We start from the raw sequence: 15,582 nt of genomic DNA on the forward strand, positions 1-15,582 counted from the left end.
GAAAATTGCTATTTTAGTATTTCTTCTAATGTTTCTTTTATTTTAGCTGGATCTGAAAAATGGTCAACTTTTGCTCTAAATTTACCACTTTTATCAAAAAGATATATATAAGAAGTGTGTGAAACTGAGTAACCCATAGCAGAGTTTTCTAGTTCTATTTTTTTGTAATAACTTTTATATCTAGCAGTTATATCATCAATATTATCTTTAGTTGATGTTGCACCAATAAAATTTGGATGGAAATAGCTTGCATACTCTTTTAGATTTTTAAGGGTATCTCTATCAGGATCCACACTTATAAAAAGTCCTATAAAATCTTTAGTTTTTTCTTTTGGAAAGCTATTTAATGCTTGTGCCAGTGAACTTAAACTTGTAGGGCATACATCAGGACAAAATGTATAACCAAAGTATATGGCTAAGTATTTGTCTTTGAAACTATCTTTTGTGATTTCACCATCTATTGTATTTACTTTGAAATCATATTGTTTTTGCTCATTATAATCATCAACATAAGGTTTTATAAAAGTGATTAAAATAACTGCAACAATAAATGAAAGTCCAAACTTAAAAAATTTATTCATTATTTATCCGTTTTAAATTGGAACCTAGCTCCAATAGTTTTATTTATTTTTTCAATTCTTATATCTGCATTCCATTGCATATCGCCTACTGGACAAGTAGGAAGAGTCCCATTTGCTTCATAATTTCCATTTCCAAGATTTTTAATAGGAAGATTAAAATCACCCATAAACATATTTGTTGCATAAATATTTAAATATAGATTTTTTAAATCCTTATTATCACTCTTAATTGAAAATTTTAAATTTTGCATAAGTGGAATTGATTTTGGATTTATTTCAAATTCAAAAGTTGTACCATCTTGAATTTTTACACTACAAGAACTTTTGTGTAAATCACAAGTAGAATTTTGTGTGACAAATTCTGCTTTACCCTTTAAAGATTGATAAAGGGAAGAAAAATCTATTAGAAAGTATCCTATCACAATAAAAAGTACTACTGCTAGTTGCAGTATAATACTTTTTATATTATTAGTTTTTTTTTCTGGAGACATTTATTAGTTGTTACCGCATTTTCCAGTGCCACAGCTCATGTTCTTTTTCATGCTAGAACCACATTTACCTGTACCACAACTCATACCTTTTTTATCATTCATATTTTTTTTCATCATTCCATTCATTACAGATTTAATTGGAGCGGTTATTGTTTTACTTTGACCATTAGAGAATTCTAAAGTAAAAGTTACATTTTCTCCCTCTTTTAGTGGATTGTGTAAACCTATAAGCATAACATGAAATCCACCTGGCTTTAGTTCTGTTTTTCCATGGGCTGGAACATCTATTTTTGGTACTTGATACATTTTCATAACACCATCTTTCATACTATGAGTATGAAGTTCAACTACTTTTGAAACTTCAGAAGAAGCTTTTACAATAGCAATATTTTTATCTGTTTCATTTTCTACAATCATAAATGCAGCAGAATTTGGAAGTCCAGGAGGTGTAGCTCTTACATAAGCATCTTTAACTTCAATATTTGAAGCAAGAAGTGTTGATACACTAATAAGTGCGAAAAGAAAAATTTTTTTCATACAATACCTTTTTTTTATTTTCAAAATTCTATAATTGGTGTGTTAATTATTTGTTAAATCTTTTTTTAACATTATTAATAGCACACCAATAATTGCTGCAATAAATGATGCTGCAAATACTCCAAGTTTAACTGCTGAAATAATACTTTCATCTAAAAAGGCAAGGTGTGTTATAAATATAGACATTGTAAATCCAATTCCACCTAAAAATCCAACTGCAAGTATCTCATACCAAGATATATTTTCTGGTTTTTTTATAATTTTTAATTTTGTAGCTAAATATGTAAATCCGAAAATTCCAATTGGTTTTCCAATAATTAGCCCTAAAACTACACCTAAGACAATCATTAAATTTGCATTTATACCTGAAAAATCAATCAGAACACCTGCATTTGAAAATGCAAATAATGGCATAATAAAAAATGCAGATAAACCATGCAAGTTGTGTTCAAGTCTTATAAGTGGGTTTTGAACTTTATCATAGTTGTATGCAATATTTTCTAATGAATCTATTTGGTGATGATTTAATATTGGAATAGTATCAATATGTTTTTCAAAATTATCTATATCTTTTTTTGATTCACTTATAAAGTTATGTTCATCAATTTTTGATTTAATTGGAATTGCAAAAGCAAGTAATACTCCTGCAATGGTTGCATGAATTCCAATGGAATGAATATAAATCCATAGAGCAATTCCTAGAATTAAATATGGTAATAATTTTGTTACTCCTTTTATATTTAATGCCCAAATTAAAGCATAAATAACTCCAGCATGTAAAAAGTATTCAGTGTGAATTTCACTTGTATAAACTGTTGCTACAACTAAAACTGCACCTAAATCATCCACAACAGCAAGGGCAACTAAAAAAAGCTTAAGAGCAGGATTAACACGCTTACCTAAAAGCATCAAAATCCCTAATGCAAAAGCAATATCAGTTGCCATTGGAATACCAAATCCTAAAGGATTATTTGTATTTAGTCCAACATAAATAAGTGCTGGAATTATCATCCCACCAAGAGCAGCAACAATAGGGAAAAGTGCTTTGCTAACAGATGAAAGTTCCCCAACTAACATCTCTCTTTTAATTTCTAATCCAACCATTAGGAAAAATAGTGCCATAAGAGCATCATCAATCCAATAGGTTAAGGTCATAGAGATACTATTTTCTCCAATATTTATTCCCAATGGCAAATGCCAAAGGTCATAGTATGCTTGACCTAAGCTAGAGTTTGCAACAATTACAGCTGCAACAGTGGCTAAAAAAAGTAATATACCACTTAGAGCTTCTTTATTTATAAACTTCTCTAATGTAATTAGTTTTTGAATCATTAATAAATCCTTATAATAGGCAATTTGGACAAATTCCTTTTATGATTATATTTTCAATTTTGTGATTGATTAATTTGAAGTTTAGTTTTTCGTGTATACATTCAATTTTAGAGCAGTTAGTACATATAAAATGGGCATGTTTTATTTTTTTTATTTCAAAATATCTTTTTTTATCATTTGATTCAAAGGAATCAATAACATTTTCTTCTTCAAATTTAGAGATATTTCTATAAAAAGTCGCTTTGTCCATATTTATTGAAATTTTTATTTCTTCATAACACAGTGGTTTTGAAGAGTTTGAAAGTACTTCTAATATCTCTTTTCTTGAGCTTGTTAACTTTATATTTGTATCTTCAATTAATTCTTTTATTTTGTCCATGTGTTATTATAACATATGAAGCTTGCAACTAAGTTGCGTCAAAGCAAAAATCTATTAATATTTCAAACTGCAACTAAGTTGCAATATTATAGGAGTTATTTTGAAAAAGATTTTTTTTACAAGTTTGATATTAATTTCATCACTTTTTGCACAAAAAACAGTAACAGTTAGTATTCCACCACAAAAATATTTTATAGAAAAGATTGCAAAGGATAAGATTTTTGTAAATATTATGGTTCAGCCAGGCTTTTCACCAGCTACATATGAGCCTAAAACTTCTCAAATGAAAGATTTAATTAATTCTGATATTTATTTTTCTATTGGAGTTCCTTTTGAAGAGTCGTGGTTAAGTAAATTTAGAGATATAAATAAAAATATGCTGATAATTGATACTTCAATTGGTATTAAAAAAATTATGATTGCAAAACATAATCACGGTGAAGAAAAACATGAACACCATGAAGAGAATTTAGACCCACATATTTGGCTAGACCCAATTTTAGTAAAAGTACAAGCAAAAAACATATTTGATGCTTTGGTAAAACTTGATATTGAAAATAGAGAATTTTACTATAACAATTATAAAAAATTTTTAGTAGAGTTGGATGATTTACACTCTTTATTATCAAAAAATTTAAAAAGCCTAAAAGGTAAAAAATTTATGGTATTTCATCCATCTTGGGGTTATTTTGCTAAAAGATATGAGTTGGAGCAAGAGGCAGTTGAAAAACAGGGGAAAGAACCAAAGCCAAAAGAGATTATAAATTTAATTGATGAGGCAAAAGAAGAGGGGATAAAAGTAGTTTTTGTAGCTCCACAATTTTCAAAAAAATCAGCAGAAATTATTGCAAATGGTATTGGTGGCAAAACCATATTTATAGACCCCTTGTCTCAAAATTGGCAAGAAAATTTAATAAATGTATCTAATGATTTGGTAAAAAGTTATAATTAATGAAAGCTATAATTAGCTTAATTTTAATAGCACAAACTATTTTTGCATGTGCTTTATGTACAGTTTACTCACCAAAAACTAGAGTTGTATTGGATATAAAAACAAATGAAAGTGTGATAAGTGAGATTGATGTTAAGTGGATATTGACAAAACCATTTACAGATACATTAAAAAATGTATATGATATAAATCTTGATAATAATTTAGATAAAACAGAATTAGCTACAGTAAAAAATGTTTTTTTATCCTATGTAAAACCTAAAAATTATTTATCACATATATCTTATGGTAAAAAGATAAATAAAATAAAATAAAATCAAATCAAATCAAGGCAAGTGATTTAGATGCTTATATTGATAATGATATTTTGCATTTTAAGTATAAAATAAAATTAAACTATAAAATTGTTAAAGATAATATTTTATATTTTAGTATAGAGGATAATGAACAGTTTTTTTTAATTGAACTAGAAAAAAATGGTATAACATTTGATAAAGAAATATTTCAAGAAAATATTATTGATTTAAACAGTGTTTCTTTTTATATTATAAAAGAGTTTGTAAGTGAGAAAAAAGAAGATCCCTTAGAAGTAAAAAAAGAAAACATAATAAAAGCTGATGAAAATTTTTTAACAAAATTTAATAAAAAGATAAAAGAAAATCTTATAGAAATAAAAAATGGCAACAATATAGCTTTAATTACTTTATTATTTGTTTCTTTTTTATATGGGATAGTACATGCTTTAGGCCCTGGTCATGGAAAATCTTTAGCTTTTTCTTATTTTATGGCAACAAAAAGTTCTTATATCAAAGCTTTTGTTATTTCACAAGTAACAGCATTTATTCATATTGTTGGAGCTTTGATTTTAGTATTAATATCCATATTTATAATTGAGTCTTTTTTTAATAGTTTTGTTAATGATTCTATAAAGTTGATTACTAAATTATCTGCTTTATTTATTATGCTTTTAGCTTTATATCTTTTATATAAAAAATTTAAAAATAAAAGTTCTTCTTCTCCTTCATGTTGTTCCCATCATCATGAAGAAAAAAGTACAAAAAAACAAGATATATTTTTTGTTTTAACTGCTGGTATTATTCCTTGTCCTGGTACAGTAATACTGTTTTTATATGCTTTTATTTTAAAAACATATTTAGCAGTTATTTTAGCTTCTATTTTCATAAGTCTTGGAATGGGAATGGTGATATTTATGTCATCATTTTTTAGTATAAAAATAAATAAGTTAACAAATAACTACCAAAAGGTTAAAAATTTTATTGAGATAGCTTCACCTATTTTTATTTTTATTTTAGGGTTGTTATTATTTTTTAATACAAATATTATCTAAATGAAAGAAGTTTTAAAACCCTTTCATTTATTGGAGTATGAAAGATACTCAAAAGCTACACCACTTGAATTTTTAAACATAATGCTTAGTTATTCTTTATAAATTATACAGCACCCATTAGAGCTTTTTTTGTATTTCCCATAAGAGATAGCATCTCTTCAAAAGTTTTATTAACTGAATCTAATGGTGTTGTAAGTATCTCATCGTAAACTTTTTCAATTTTCTCTTCACTAGATAATTTTTTTAGGTCACCTTTTTCTAATGAAGTGAAATCTAAAACTTCATTCCATACTGAACTTTCATCTAACATAAATGCAGAAAACTTTACCCCTTCATATTCAAATGTTCCATTTGCATCTAAGTCAATTACATAAAGTAAATTGATAGAATCTTTATCAAAATATTCCCCATATTTTGCAAAAAATTCTTTGAAATATCCAAATGTTTCAAGTTCACATGCGAAGAATTTAATCTTTTCATTTTCACTTACCATAATCACTTGTCTAGCCTGTGATTTTGGAGGCATAATTCTTGTTTCAGATAATTTTTTACCCTCTTCAATTATTAATGCACCTCTATATCCATAAAGTGATGAGGTAATTTCTCCACTAAATGAAGGTTGCCATTCTAAATTATTTCCTTTAATGTATTCAATTGGTGTCATACTAAAATCCTTTTTTTATATATGACATATTTATATACAATAATTGTTCCGTTGATTATTTAATTAACTGTTGTTGATGTTATCATTTTTTATAAAGACTTTGTTTCTTCCATTTTCTTTTGCTTTATAAAGAGTTTTATCTGCTTGTTTATATGCTTTTTCTGCGCTTAGATTGTTACTATTAAATACAATTCCACCAATAGAAATAGTAAGTTCTTTAGAGATAAGATTACTACTTTTGTGTTCAATATGTAAGTCTTCAATATTTGTTCTTAATTTTTCTAATAGAAGATAAAAGTTTGTTTCATCTATATCTGTAACTAAAACACCAAACTCTTCTCCTCCTAATCTAAAAACATAATCACTTGCTCTATTAATTGTAGATTTAATACAATTAGCTGTTTTTATTAGTGCTTTATCTCCTTTTATGTGACCATATGTATCATTATATTGTTTAAAAAAATCAATATCCAAAATTGCAAGTCCAATCGTTTTTTTATTTCTTCTTGCCCTTAAAATCTCTTTTTGAATGATAGAGTTAAAATATCTTCTATTAAAAGTTTGTGTAAGTTCATCTGTAATAGACATCTCTTCTATACGCTTTTTATCCGTAATATCAACTGCAACTGAGGCATAACCAATAATTGTATTATTGTTATACATAGGTGAAATTTTTGCATGTACATAATAAACATCTTTGTTTTTCATCATGTTTTTAATTTCACCTTCCCAAGTTTCTCCTGAATATATTTTTTCCCAAATATTTAAATAAAATTTTCTTGTTGTATCAGGATGTTTTAGTATATTGTGGTTTTGTCCTACTATCTCTTCTTTTGAATAACCACATATTCTACAAAAAGCATCTGAAACATCTAAGATTTTTCCATTTATATCCACTTTTAAAGTAATAAGATAATCATTTATAATCTCAAGATATGTTTTATTTTCTTGGAGCTTATCTTCTATAATTTTATTATTTTTTTTAGTCTCTGTGATATCAACAAAAGATGCTATATAATAAAAATCATCTTTATCATCATCAGAGAAAATTTTTGTGATACTAAGCTCTTCTGTATAAGGTGTTCCATCCTTTTTTATATTTGTAATTTCACCTTCCCAATAGTTATAATTATTAACACTTTCCCAAATATTTTTATAGAATTGTTTAGTATGAAATCCAGATGATTTTAATATCTTTGGAGTTTTATTTAATATCTCCTCTTCACTATAACCTGTAATTTTAGTGAAAGATTTATTTACTTGAAGTATTCTATTATCTTTATTGGTAATAATTATTCCATCGTGGGAATTTTCAAATACATTATTTGATATTTTTAATCTAGATTTATTTTCTTTTTCTCTTCTTGAATATTCTGAAAAAATAAATGAGATAATTAGTGCAATTAAAAAGTATAAAATCACAATCCATGCAATTGTTTTTAAATAATTATATATCTTGTTTTTTATAATATTATTATCTATTATACTAAGTAACTTTAATTTTAAGGGCTTTATTTGATTATTTAAATTCATAAATGAAGTAAGATTTATATCTTTTACATTAAGATAGTGTTCATCATTTTTAAATGTACCTTGAAAATCTTCTCTTATAATTGAATAGATATCTTTATAAATATATTCTAATGTTTTATTTTTGTCATATACAAATCCAAAATTATGTTTACTATTTTTAGAATTTAAAATATAGTTTTCATTATTTAAAATAAGAGTTTCAAGCTCAAATTTAGAATAACTAAAAAGTTTAAAAATATCATTAAGTGAGTACTCTATGACTAAAAATCCATCATTAATATCATATTTGTCATATACAGGTGTTATTACACTTATATATGGTACATTTGGAGTTATTATTTGATTTCTATCTTGAAGTAACTTGATTGGGGATAAATATATTTCACCTCTTTTAAGTTTTTTTATATCATTTAAATAATTCTTTATGTCGTCTGTTTGAGATAAATTATTTTCATTTATATCTAAAGATTTATTTCCATCATTATTTAAAAAGTAAACTTCTAAATATGGCTCTTTTAAAGCAATTAACGATGCTATTTCATCTTTTAAAATGTATTGATTTTTATTGAGTTTGTAAATATAAGAGATATAAAGTGTATCTTTTTTTAAGATTTCAAAGTTTTCTTTTAGATTTTCTACTTTAATATCTATTTCTGCTTGGATATAGTTTGTTGTTTCTTTAGTATAAATATTATCTAAATTTTTAATATACGATATTGATACTAATAAAAATATTATGGTAAATAATACAAATGTTTCTAAAAAAGTAAAACTTATTTTTTTCAATTGAAAGATTCCTAACCTAGTAATCTTTGATTATATCATCAATTTAAAAATATTAAATTAATTTTAATGCTAGTTTTGATCTATTGAATATTTCCCTGGTCCAATTAACATGATTAATAATGATGAAAAAATATAAAAATATTGTATTTCTAAAGCTAAACCACCATGTTCACTCGTTGAAAATACTTCTGTAGGATGCACAAGATATATGGCAAAAATAATAGTTACAATAATTAAAGATGCAAAAAATCTTGTATAATAACCAATAATAAGGAAAATTGGAGCAATAACTTCTCCGATATAGACACCATAAACAAGATATTGAGTTATGTTTTTTTCTGCTAAGGTAGATTCAATAAATGAAGTTCCATATTTAAGTTTTGCATATCCATGCATTAAAAATAAAAAACCAACAAACAATCTTAAAAATAATTTTGCAAAATTTTCATTATAACTACTGTTCATAATTTTTCCTTTGGGTAATGGTATATTAAAAAAGTTAACAATTAGTTAATTAAAACTGACTATTGGTCAAGTTAAATAAAAATTAAGATTATATAGTTATACTTTCAAAAATGACCGACGGTCGGTCAAAAATTTTTAAGGAGTTAAATGAGTCCTAGAAAAGTTAATAAAGAAGAGAAAAGAAGAGAAGTAGCTTTAGCTTGTTTTGACTTGATACATGATGTAGGAATGAAAAATATAACAGTAGCACAAGTTGCTAAAGCTGCAGGAATAGGAAAAGGAACTGTATATGAGTATTTTGAAAATAAAGAAGATATTATTTTTGAAATTATTAATATGCACATTGAATATCATCATCAAATGTTTTTAGAAAAAATAAAAAATGTAAAAACTACAAAGGAAAAAGTATTTCATTTTTTTGATTTTGTAATGAATGACACAGAAGAAAATATAAAACATTTTAATGGGTATCGAGAGTATTTATCTATTGTTTTAGCAGAAGAGAACGAATCAATGTATAACTTTAACACTTCATGTTCAGATTTTTTTCAAAATCAACTTAGATTGATAATAGAAGAGGGTATTGAAAAAGATGAGTTACTACCAATAGCTAGAGATTTTGTTGATGGAATTATGTTATTTGAAAAAGGTGTTGTTTTGATGAAAATGACACAAAATGCTTTTGATGCAAAATATTCTTGTGAAAAGTTCATAAATAATTTATTTAAAGCGATAGGAAAAAAATAGTGATTTCTAAAAAATATACTAGAATAGTTTTTGCATTTTTTATGGCTTTATTTATGAGTTTTATAATGAGTGGTGTAATTACATTTATAAATCTTGGATTTATAAATGGATTTATTTTTAGGTGGTTAGAAGCATTTATAAAAGCTTTTATTTTTGCTTTTCCAATCATCTTTGTTGTTGCACCTATTGTGCAAAAAATTACAAGTAAATTAATTAAAATAGAAGGATAATGTATGTTTAAAAAGTTATTTATTTTGATGTTTTCATCTCTTGCATTATTTGCAGCAGGTGCTCCATCACTAGTTGAAACTGCAAAAATAACAAAAGGAGAAGTAAATCCTTTACAAGAGTTTGTTGGGACATTGAAATTTGATAAAAACTCAGTATTGGCAGCACAAAACTCAGGAGTTGTAAAAAATATAAATTTTGAAGTTGGAGATAAAGTAAAAAAAGGAAAAGTATTAGTTCAAATAGATGCAGATTTATTAAATGCACAAGTTGAATCGGCACGTGCAAATGCACTAAGTGCTAAAAAAGATTATGAAAGATATTCAAAATTATTAGAGACAAAATCAGTTTCTCAAAAACAATATGATGATATGAAATTAAAATCTATTACTACTCAAAGTACTTTAAATGAATTAGAAATACAAAAAGATAAAAAAAGTATAAAAGCACCATATAATGGAATAGTTGTAGATAAAAAAATCAATTTAGGTGAATGGGTAAATGCAGGAACTGCCTTGGCTACTATGGTAGATACTTCAAAAGCAGAAATAACGTTTAATGTTCCTCTTGATATTTATAATGGATTAAAAAAAGGTGATATTTATGAAATAAATGTTGGTGGAAATATTTTAAAAGGAAAGTTAAATGGAGCAATTCCAAGTGGTGATAAATTAACAAGAACTTTCCCTGTAAAATTTAAAGCAAATACCGATGATAAATTTGTTTTTGATGGTCAAGAAGCAAAAGTAAATTTGTCAAAAAATGCTAAACAAGAAGCACTTATTGTTCCAAGAGATTCTGTTATAAAAAGATTTGGACAAAATATTGTATTTATCATAGATGATAAGATGAGTGCAATGATGATACCAGTGCAAATAATTGCTTACTTAGGAGATAAAATTGCAATTCAAGGTCAAGGTTTGGCAGTGGGACAAGATGTAGTTAGTAAAGGAAATGAAAGAATATTTCCTAATTCTCCTGTAAAAATAATAAATAAATAGAGATAACTCGTTATCTCCTTTAGTGTTTGTTTCTTTAGATGGAATTTATTTCCATCGCTAAAAGAAATTAGAAATGAAAAGGTTCCCTTAAAATTGGGGAACAATTTAAAGGAATAAGTAATGGATTTAATTAAATTTTCGATTAAAAATCCTGTAACCATCATTGTTTCTGTTTTAATAGTTGTGTTATTTGGTTTTTTGTCACTATCAAAATTACCATATCAATTAACACCTTCAGTTACTAAACCTGAAATTAAAATAACAACAAAATGGCCAGGTGCAACTCCTTATGAGATTGAAAGAGAGATAATAGAAGATCAAGAAGATGCAATAAAAAGTTTAAATAACTTAATAGAGTATGAATCTTCTGCAAAAGATAATTATGGTGAGATAAAATTAACTTTCAAGTTAGGAACAGATTTAAGAGCAGCTTTACAAGATGTTTCAAATAAATTAAATGAAGTAAGTTCATATCCAGATAATGTGGATGAACCAATTATTGAAACAGCTACTGCAAGTCCAGTAATTTGGATGATGTTACAAACACAAGATGATAACCCAAGACATATTGATGAGTATAAAACTTTTTTTGAAGATGAAATAAAACCTGTTATAAAAAGAGTAAATGGTGTTGCTGGTACTATGGGTGCAGGTGGTAGAGAACAAGAGATGCAAATAGTATTTGATGTTAATAAACTTGCTTCATATGGTTTAACAATATCACAAGTAATCTCTACAATACAAAGTGAAAATATAGATGTCTCAGCAGGTATTCAAAATATAAATAGACGTGCATATAGAATAAGAACAGTTAATAAATTTACTTCTATAAAAGATATAGAAAATGTAGTATTAATCTCAACAAGAGATAAAAAAGTAACTGTAAAAGATGTAGCTAAAGTTGACTTTGGATATGAAACACCTAGCACAGTTGCTATGTTCTTAGGTAAAGATGGAATATTTTTAGGGGTTCAACCAAGTTCAGATGCAAATATAGTAAAACTTACTACAGATGTTGAAAAAGTTGTAAATAAATTAAATGCTGGAATTTTAAATGATGAAAAGCTAAAAATACAATGGATATATGACCAAAGACCATATATCGTTGGTTCAGTTGATTTAGTACAACAAAATATTTTAATAGGTGGTGTATTAGCTATCTTTATATTGATATTATTTTTAAGAAGTATTTCTCCAACTGCTGTTGTTTCTGTTGCTATTCCAATCTCTGTAATTGGTACGTTTATCATTTTAGATGCTATGGGAAGAAGTTTAAATACAATCTCTCTTGCTGGTATTTCATTTGCTGTTGGTATGCTTGTGGATTCAGCTATTGTTGTATTAGAAAATATTGATAGACATAGAAAAGAGGGTATGAGTGTGGCAGAAGCTGCATATGTTGGTACAAGTGAAGTATGGGGAGCATTAATTGCTTCTATGCTTACAACAGTAGCAGTATTTTTACCTATTGTATTTTTGGAAGATGAAGCTGGACAATTATTTAAAGATATAGCTATTGCTGTAACTGCTTCAGTAACTTTCTCATTATTTGTTTCTATTTCAGTTATTCCAATGCTTTGGAAAAAACTTGCAGGTCTTTCTAAAAAAGAGCCAAAAGATGCAGGGGCAATAGCAAACTTTGGACATAAAGTAGTTGATTTAATTATGTCTATTGTAGAAGCTTCTTTAAAAAATACTTTTACAAAAGTAGTAACAATAGTTACATTAGCTGTTTTTTCAGTAGTGACGATTTATTTATTATCTCCAAAACGTGATTATTTACCACAAGGTAATAAAAACTTGATTTTTAATATTTTAATAACACCTCCAGGACTTTCTTATCAAGAGAGATACGATATGGGTAGTTATTTGATGAAAGGAATTGAGCCATACGTAAATAAAGATGTTGGAAATGTTCCAGGATTGAATAGAGCCTTTTTTGTTTCATTTGGAGATTTTAATATTTTTGGTGGAACTTCAATACATGAAGATAGAGCAAGAGATTTAATTCCAATGTTTAGACCACTTGTGAACTCTATGCCATCAGTTTTTGGTGTTTCAATTCAATCAGGTGTATTTGAAAGTGGAGTTGGTGAAGGAAATACAGTAAATATTGATATAAGTGGCGAAAAAATAGAAGATATTGCAAATGTTGGAGGTCAACTTTTTGGAGCGACTATGGGAACGCTACAAGGAAGTCAGGTAAGACCTGTACCTTCTGTAGAGTTACTTTATCCAGAGGTAAGAATAAGACCTGATAGAGATGCAGTAAAAGCATTAAATCTTAGTTCAAATGAGCTTGGAATTGATATTGATGTTTTAATGAGTGGTAGAAAAGTAGGTGATTTTGAGCAAGATGGTAAGAAAAAAATAGATTTAGTTTTTAAAGCTGATGATAATATTATAAAAACTCCTGAAGATATTATGTCATCACAACTTTCTTTATCAAATGGAATGATTTTACCTGTTTCTTCTATGGCTACATATAGTTCAACTACAGGTATTTCAGAAATTAGACACTTAAATGGAAAAAGAACTATTACTTTACAAGTTACACCACCAAATGGGATGACTATTGATGAAGCAATGAGAACAATTTCAGGTATGTTAAGTGGAATGAAAGCAAAAGGTATGATAAGTGATAGTGTAGAAATTGGTATTTCTGGAACAGCTGATAAACTAACAGAGACTATTAAATTACTTATGGGGAATTTTATTTTAGCCTTAGCAATAGTTTATTTATTGATGGCTTCACTATTTGGTAACTTTTTATATCCTATAGTAATTATGTTTACTGTACCTTTATCAATAGCAGGTGGAGTGATTGGACTTAAACTTACAAATATGTTTATTGCTCCTCAACCAATGGATATTTTAACTATGTTAGGGTTTATTATTCTTGTTGGGATTGTTGTAAACAACGCTATTTTGATAGTGCACCAAAGTTTAAATTATATAAGAGATAAAGGAATGGAACACAAAAAAGCAGTTATTGAAGCTACAAGAACAAGGGTTAGACCTATTTATATGAGTTCATTAACTTCTGTTTTTGGTATGTTGCCACTTGTGTTAGTACCAGGTCCAGGAAGTGAATTTTATAGAGGTTTAGGTTCTGTTATTACTGGTGGTTTAGCATTTTCAACAATATTTACAATCTTTGTTACTCCTGCACTTTTGATGTTCTTTATTAAATTAGAACAAAGAATAAAAAGAGTTGGTAATGCACCAGTTGATGTTAGTAAAGCATAAGGATAAAAAATGAAAAAAATAAAATATTTAGTATTATCATCTTTAGTAGCAACTAATTTATTTGCAATATCCCTTGATGAGGTATTAAATATCTCTTTAGAGAAAAATTTAGATATTGCAATAAGTAATTATGAATATAAAGAATCAAAGGAAGATTATGACAAAACTAAATCGGCTTTTTTACCAAAAGCTGATTTGTCATACTCTTATAATAATAGAGATAAACTAATACCAAGTCAGATAAAAGAGGATTCAACTGCAAGTGCAACTATTTCTTACAATCTATTCAATGGTTTTAAAGATTATAGTGAATTGTATAGTAGTAAATATCTTAAAAATGCTTCAATGTATTATTTCAATGCAAAGAAACAAGATATTTTATTGGATACGAAAAAAGCGTATGTTGATTATTTAAATAAAAGAAAAAATTTACAAACCCAAGAAGATGCTTATAAACTATTTGAAAAACAATATTTTGATGCAAAGAGTCAATATAATCAAGGGATTATTTCAAAAAATGATTTACTTAAAGTAGAAGTAAATATGTTAAATGCAAAACAAAGTGTTATTCAAGCTAATGGTGATTTAAATATTTCATTGTATTCGCTTAGTAATATTTTGGGTGGTTATGATTTGACAAATGAAAAATTTGAAGAATTAAGTGCAAATAATGATAACAACAATAGTTATGATATAAGCCAATTAGAAAATAGAAGTGAGATAAAAGCATCAGAGCTTACTTTAAAAAGTATCAAAGAACAATCATTTGGTTCAAAAGGTGCATTTATGCCAAAAGTTGATGCAAGTCTTTCTTATAATAAATATGGTGATGATGCAGGCATAGGTGGAAGAACTTCATATCCAGATAGTCAAGAAATAGTAAATGTAACTGCTTCATGGAATTTGTATAATGGAAATAGTGATTATAGTGAAGTAATAAAGAAAAATATTCAAGTGAAAAAAGCAGTTGCTAATTTAGAAAAAGTAAGACTTAGTATTAAGTTACAATATCAAAATGCTTTATCTTATTTAAATGTTTCAAAGGCTAATTTTGAGACTTCTAAGTTAACACTTGAACAAGCTAAAGAAAACTATGAGATAGTTAAAAATAGACTTTATGAGGGATTGTCTGATAATACTGATTTAATAGATGCAAATTATTTATTAAGCTCAGCAAAACAAAACTACTATAAAGCATATTATGATAAGTTTATTTCAATGGAAACATTAAATAGAGTATTAGAAAAGTAGTTTAGAAGTTTTCCAAGATAAAATCTTGGAAAACTATT

General features: G+C 26.6%; 16 protein-coding genes. 8 read left to right on the forward strand and 8 right to left on the reverse strand.

Going from position 1 to position 15,582, the window contains the following annotated elements:
• Window positions 1–8: 8 nt before the first annotated feature.
• Genes ACQY5W_RS03410 through ACQY5W_RS03430 form a run of 5 tightly spaced genes read right to left on the reverse strand, consistent with a single transcriptional unit; the run spans window position 9 to window position 3,320 of the window.
• A complete protein-coding gene (locus tag ACQY5W_RS03410; RefSeq protein ID WP_428023537.1) occupies window positions 9–581 on the reverse strand; it encodes an SCO family protein in 573 nt (190 codons plus the stop codon).
• The gene (locus ACQY5W_RS03415; protein ID WP_428023538.1) at window positions 581–1,072 is read right to left on the reverse strand and encodes a hypothetical protein; all 492 of its coding nucleotides are present in this window, start codon (window positions 1,070–1,072) and stop codon (window positions 581–583) included. The genes ACQY5W_RS03410 and ACQY5W_RS03415 overlap by 1 nt, the downstream gene beginning before the upstream one ends.
• Before the next feature lie 3 nt (window positions 1,073–1,075).
• On the reverse strand, window positions 1,076–1,609 hold the full coding sequence (locus ACQY5W_RS03420; protein ID WP_428023539.1) for a copper chaperone PCu(A)C: 534 nt from the start codon (window positions 1,607–1,609) through the stop codon (window positions 1,076–1,078).
• Window positions 1,610–1,651: 42 nt separating this feature from the next.
• Entirely contained in the window at window positions 1,652–2,941 is a 1,290-nt protein-coding gene (gene nhaA / locus ACQY5W_RS03425; RefSeq protein WP_428023540.1) for a Na+/H+ antiporter NhaA, read from the reverse strand.
• A gap of 10 nt (window positions 2,942–2,951) precedes the next feature.
• The gene (locus tag ACQY5W_RS03430; protein ID WP_428023541.1) at window positions 2,952–3,320 is read right to left on the reverse strand and encodes a Fur family transcriptional regulator; all 369 of its coding nucleotides are present in this window, start codon (window positions 3,318–3,320) and stop codon (window positions 2,952–2,954) included.
• A 100-nt stretch (window positions 3,321–3,420) separates the two neighbouring features.
• Here ACQY5W_RS03430 and ACQY5W_RS03435 point away from each other — a divergent pair, with 100 nt between their 5' ends.
• Genes ACQY5W_RS03435 through ACQY5W_RS03445 form a run of 3 tightly spaced genes read left to right on the forward strand, consistent with a single transcriptional unit; the run spans window position 3,421 to window position 5,620 of the window.
• Window positions 3,421–4,272: a metal ABC transporter solute-binding protein, Zn/Mn family gene (locus ACQY5W_RS03435; protein WP_428023542.1), complete on the forward strand. Its 852-nt coding sequence runs from the start codon at window positions 3,421–3,423 to the stop codon at window positions 4,270–4,272.
• Complete coding sequence (locus ACQY5W_RS03440) at window positions 4,272–4,586, forward strand: hypothetical protein (RefSeq protein ID WP_428023543.1); 315 nt, start codon at window positions 4,272–4,274, stop codon at window positions 4,584–4,586. Before ACQY5W_RS03435 ends, ACQY5W_RS03440 begins: the two co-directional genes overlap by 1 nt.
• A 53-nt stretch (window positions 4,587–4,639) precedes the next feature.
• Window positions 4,640–5,620: a nickel/cobalt transporter gene (locus ACQY5W_RS03445; protein ID WP_428023544.1), complete on the forward strand. Its 981-nt coding sequence runs from the start codon at window positions 4,640–4,642 to the stop codon at window positions 5,618–5,620.
• Window positions 5,621–5,723: 103 nt separating this feature from the next.
• Here ACQY5W_RS03445 and ACQY5W_RS03450 read toward each other — a convergent pair whose 3' ends face one another.
• From ACQY5W_RS03450 to ACQY5W_RS03460, 3 genes are all read right to left on the reverse strand, one after another.
• Window positions 5,724–6,284 (reverse strand): hypothetical protein, encoded by a 561-nt coding sequence (locus ACQY5W_RS03450; protein ID WP_428023545.1) that lies wholly within the window; start codon window positions 6,282–6,284, stop codon window positions 5,724–5,726.
• Between the two features lie 63 nt (window positions 6,285–6,347).
• Window positions 6,348–8,603, reverse strand: a complete 2,256-nt coding sequence (locus tag ACQY5W_RS03455) for a sensor domain-containing diguanylate cyclase (protein ID WP_428023546.1) — start codon at window positions 8,601–8,603, stop codon at window positions 6,348–6,350.
• 69 nt (window positions 8,604–8,672) lie between these two features.
• Window positions 8,673–9,068 carry a DoxX family protein gene (locus ACQY5W_RS03460; RefSeq protein ID WP_428023547.1) on the reverse strand — a complete coding sequence of 132 codons (396 nt, stop codon included), beginning with the start codon at window positions 9,066–9,068 and terminating at the stop codon, window positions 8,673–8,675.
• 147 nt (window positions 9,069–9,215) lie between these two features.
• Between ACQY5W_RS03460 and ACQY5W_RS03465 the strand changes: the two genes are divergently transcribed.
• From ACQY5W_RS03465 to ACQY5W_RS03485, 5 genes are all read left to right on the forward strand, one after another.
• Window positions 9,216–9,815, forward strand: a complete 600-nt coding sequence (locus ACQY5W_RS03465; protein ID WP_428023548.1) for a TetR/AcrR family transcriptional regulator — start codon at window positions 9,216–9,218, stop codon at window positions 9,813–9,815.
• Window positions 9,815–10,045 (forward strand): DUF2798 domain-containing protein, encoded by a 231-nt coding sequence (locus ACQY5W_RS03470; protein WP_428023549.1) that lies wholly within the window; start codon window positions 9,815–9,817, stop codon window positions 10,043–10,045. The genes ACQY5W_RS03465 and ACQY5W_RS03470 overlap by 1 nt, the downstream gene beginning before the upstream one ends.
• 3 nt (window positions 10,046–10,048) lie before the next feature.
• A complete protein-coding gene (locus tag ACQY5W_RS03475; RefSeq protein WP_428023550.1) occupies window positions 10,049–11,044 on the forward strand; it encodes an efflux RND transporter periplasmic adaptor subunit in 996 nt (331 codons plus the stop codon).
• 120 nt (window positions 11,045–11,164) lie between these two features.
• A complete protein-coding gene (locus ACQY5W_RS03480) occupies window positions 11,165–14,293 on the forward strand; it encodes an efflux RND transporter permease subunit (RefSeq protein WP_428023551.1) in 3,129 nt (1,042 codons plus the stop codon).
• Between the two features lie 9 nt (window positions 14,294–14,302).
• On the forward strand, window positions 14,303–15,544 hold the full coding sequence (locus ACQY5W_RS03485) for a TolC family protein (protein WP_428023552.1): 1,242 nt from the start codon (window positions 14,303–14,305) through the stop codon (window positions 15,542–15,544).
• Window positions 15,545–15,582 lie beyond the last annotated feature (38 nt).

The organism is Arcobacter sp. (assembly GCF_050300555.1).
In the GTDB taxonomy this organism is placed as follows: domain Bacteria; phylum Campylobacterota; class Campylobacteria; order Campylobacterales; family Arcobacteraceae; genus Arcobacter.

Coding starts and splice junctions, on each gene's coding strand:
- ACQY5W_RS03420 (WP_428023539.1), bottom strand. CDS start 1,609: ATGAAAAAAATTTTTCTTTTCGCACTTATTAGTGTATCAACACTTCTT.
- ACQY5W_RS03450 (WP_428023545.1), bottom strand. CDS start 6,284: ATGACACCAATTGAATACATTAAAGGAAATAATTTAGAATGGCAACCT.
- ACQY5W_RS03440 (WP_428023543.1), top strand. CDS start 4,272: ATGAAAGCTATAATTAGCTTAATTTTAATAGCACAAACTATTTTTGCA.
- ACQY5W_RS03465 (WP_428023548.1), top strand. CDS start 9,216: ATGAGTCCTAGAAAAGTTAATAAAGAAGAGAAAAGAAGAGAAGTAGCT.
- ACQY5W_RS03410 (WP_428023537.1), bottom strand. CDS start 581: ATGAATAAATTTTTTAAGTTTGGACTTTCATTTATTGTTGCAGTTATT.
- ACQY5W_RS03485 (WP_428023552.1), top strand. CDS start 14,303: ATGAAAAAAATAAAATATTTAGTATTATCATCTTTAGTAGCAACTAAT.
- ACQY5W_RS03415 (WP_428023538.1), bottom strand. CDS start 1,072: ATGTCTCCAGAAAAAAAAACTAATAATATAAAAAGTATTATACTGCAA.
- nhaA (WP_428023540.1), bottom strand. CDS start 2,941: ATGATTCAAAAACTAATTACATTAGAGAAGTTTATAAATAAAGAAGCT.
- ACQY5W_RS03460 (WP_428023547.1), bottom strand. CDS start 9,068: ATGAACAGTAGTTATAATGAAAATTTTGCAAAATTATTTTTAAGATTG.
- ACQY5W_RS03475 (WP_428023550.1), top strand. CDS start 10,049: ATGTTTAAAAAGTTATTTATTTTGATGTTTTCATCTCTTGCATTATTT.
- ACQY5W_RS03480 (WP_428023551.1), top strand. CDS start 11,165: ATGGATTTAATTAAATTTTCGATTAAAAATCCTGTAACCATCATTGTT.
- ACQY5W_RS03430 (WP_428023541.1), bottom strand. CDS start 3,320: ATGGACAAAATAAAAGAATTAATTGAAGATACAAATATAAAGTTAACA.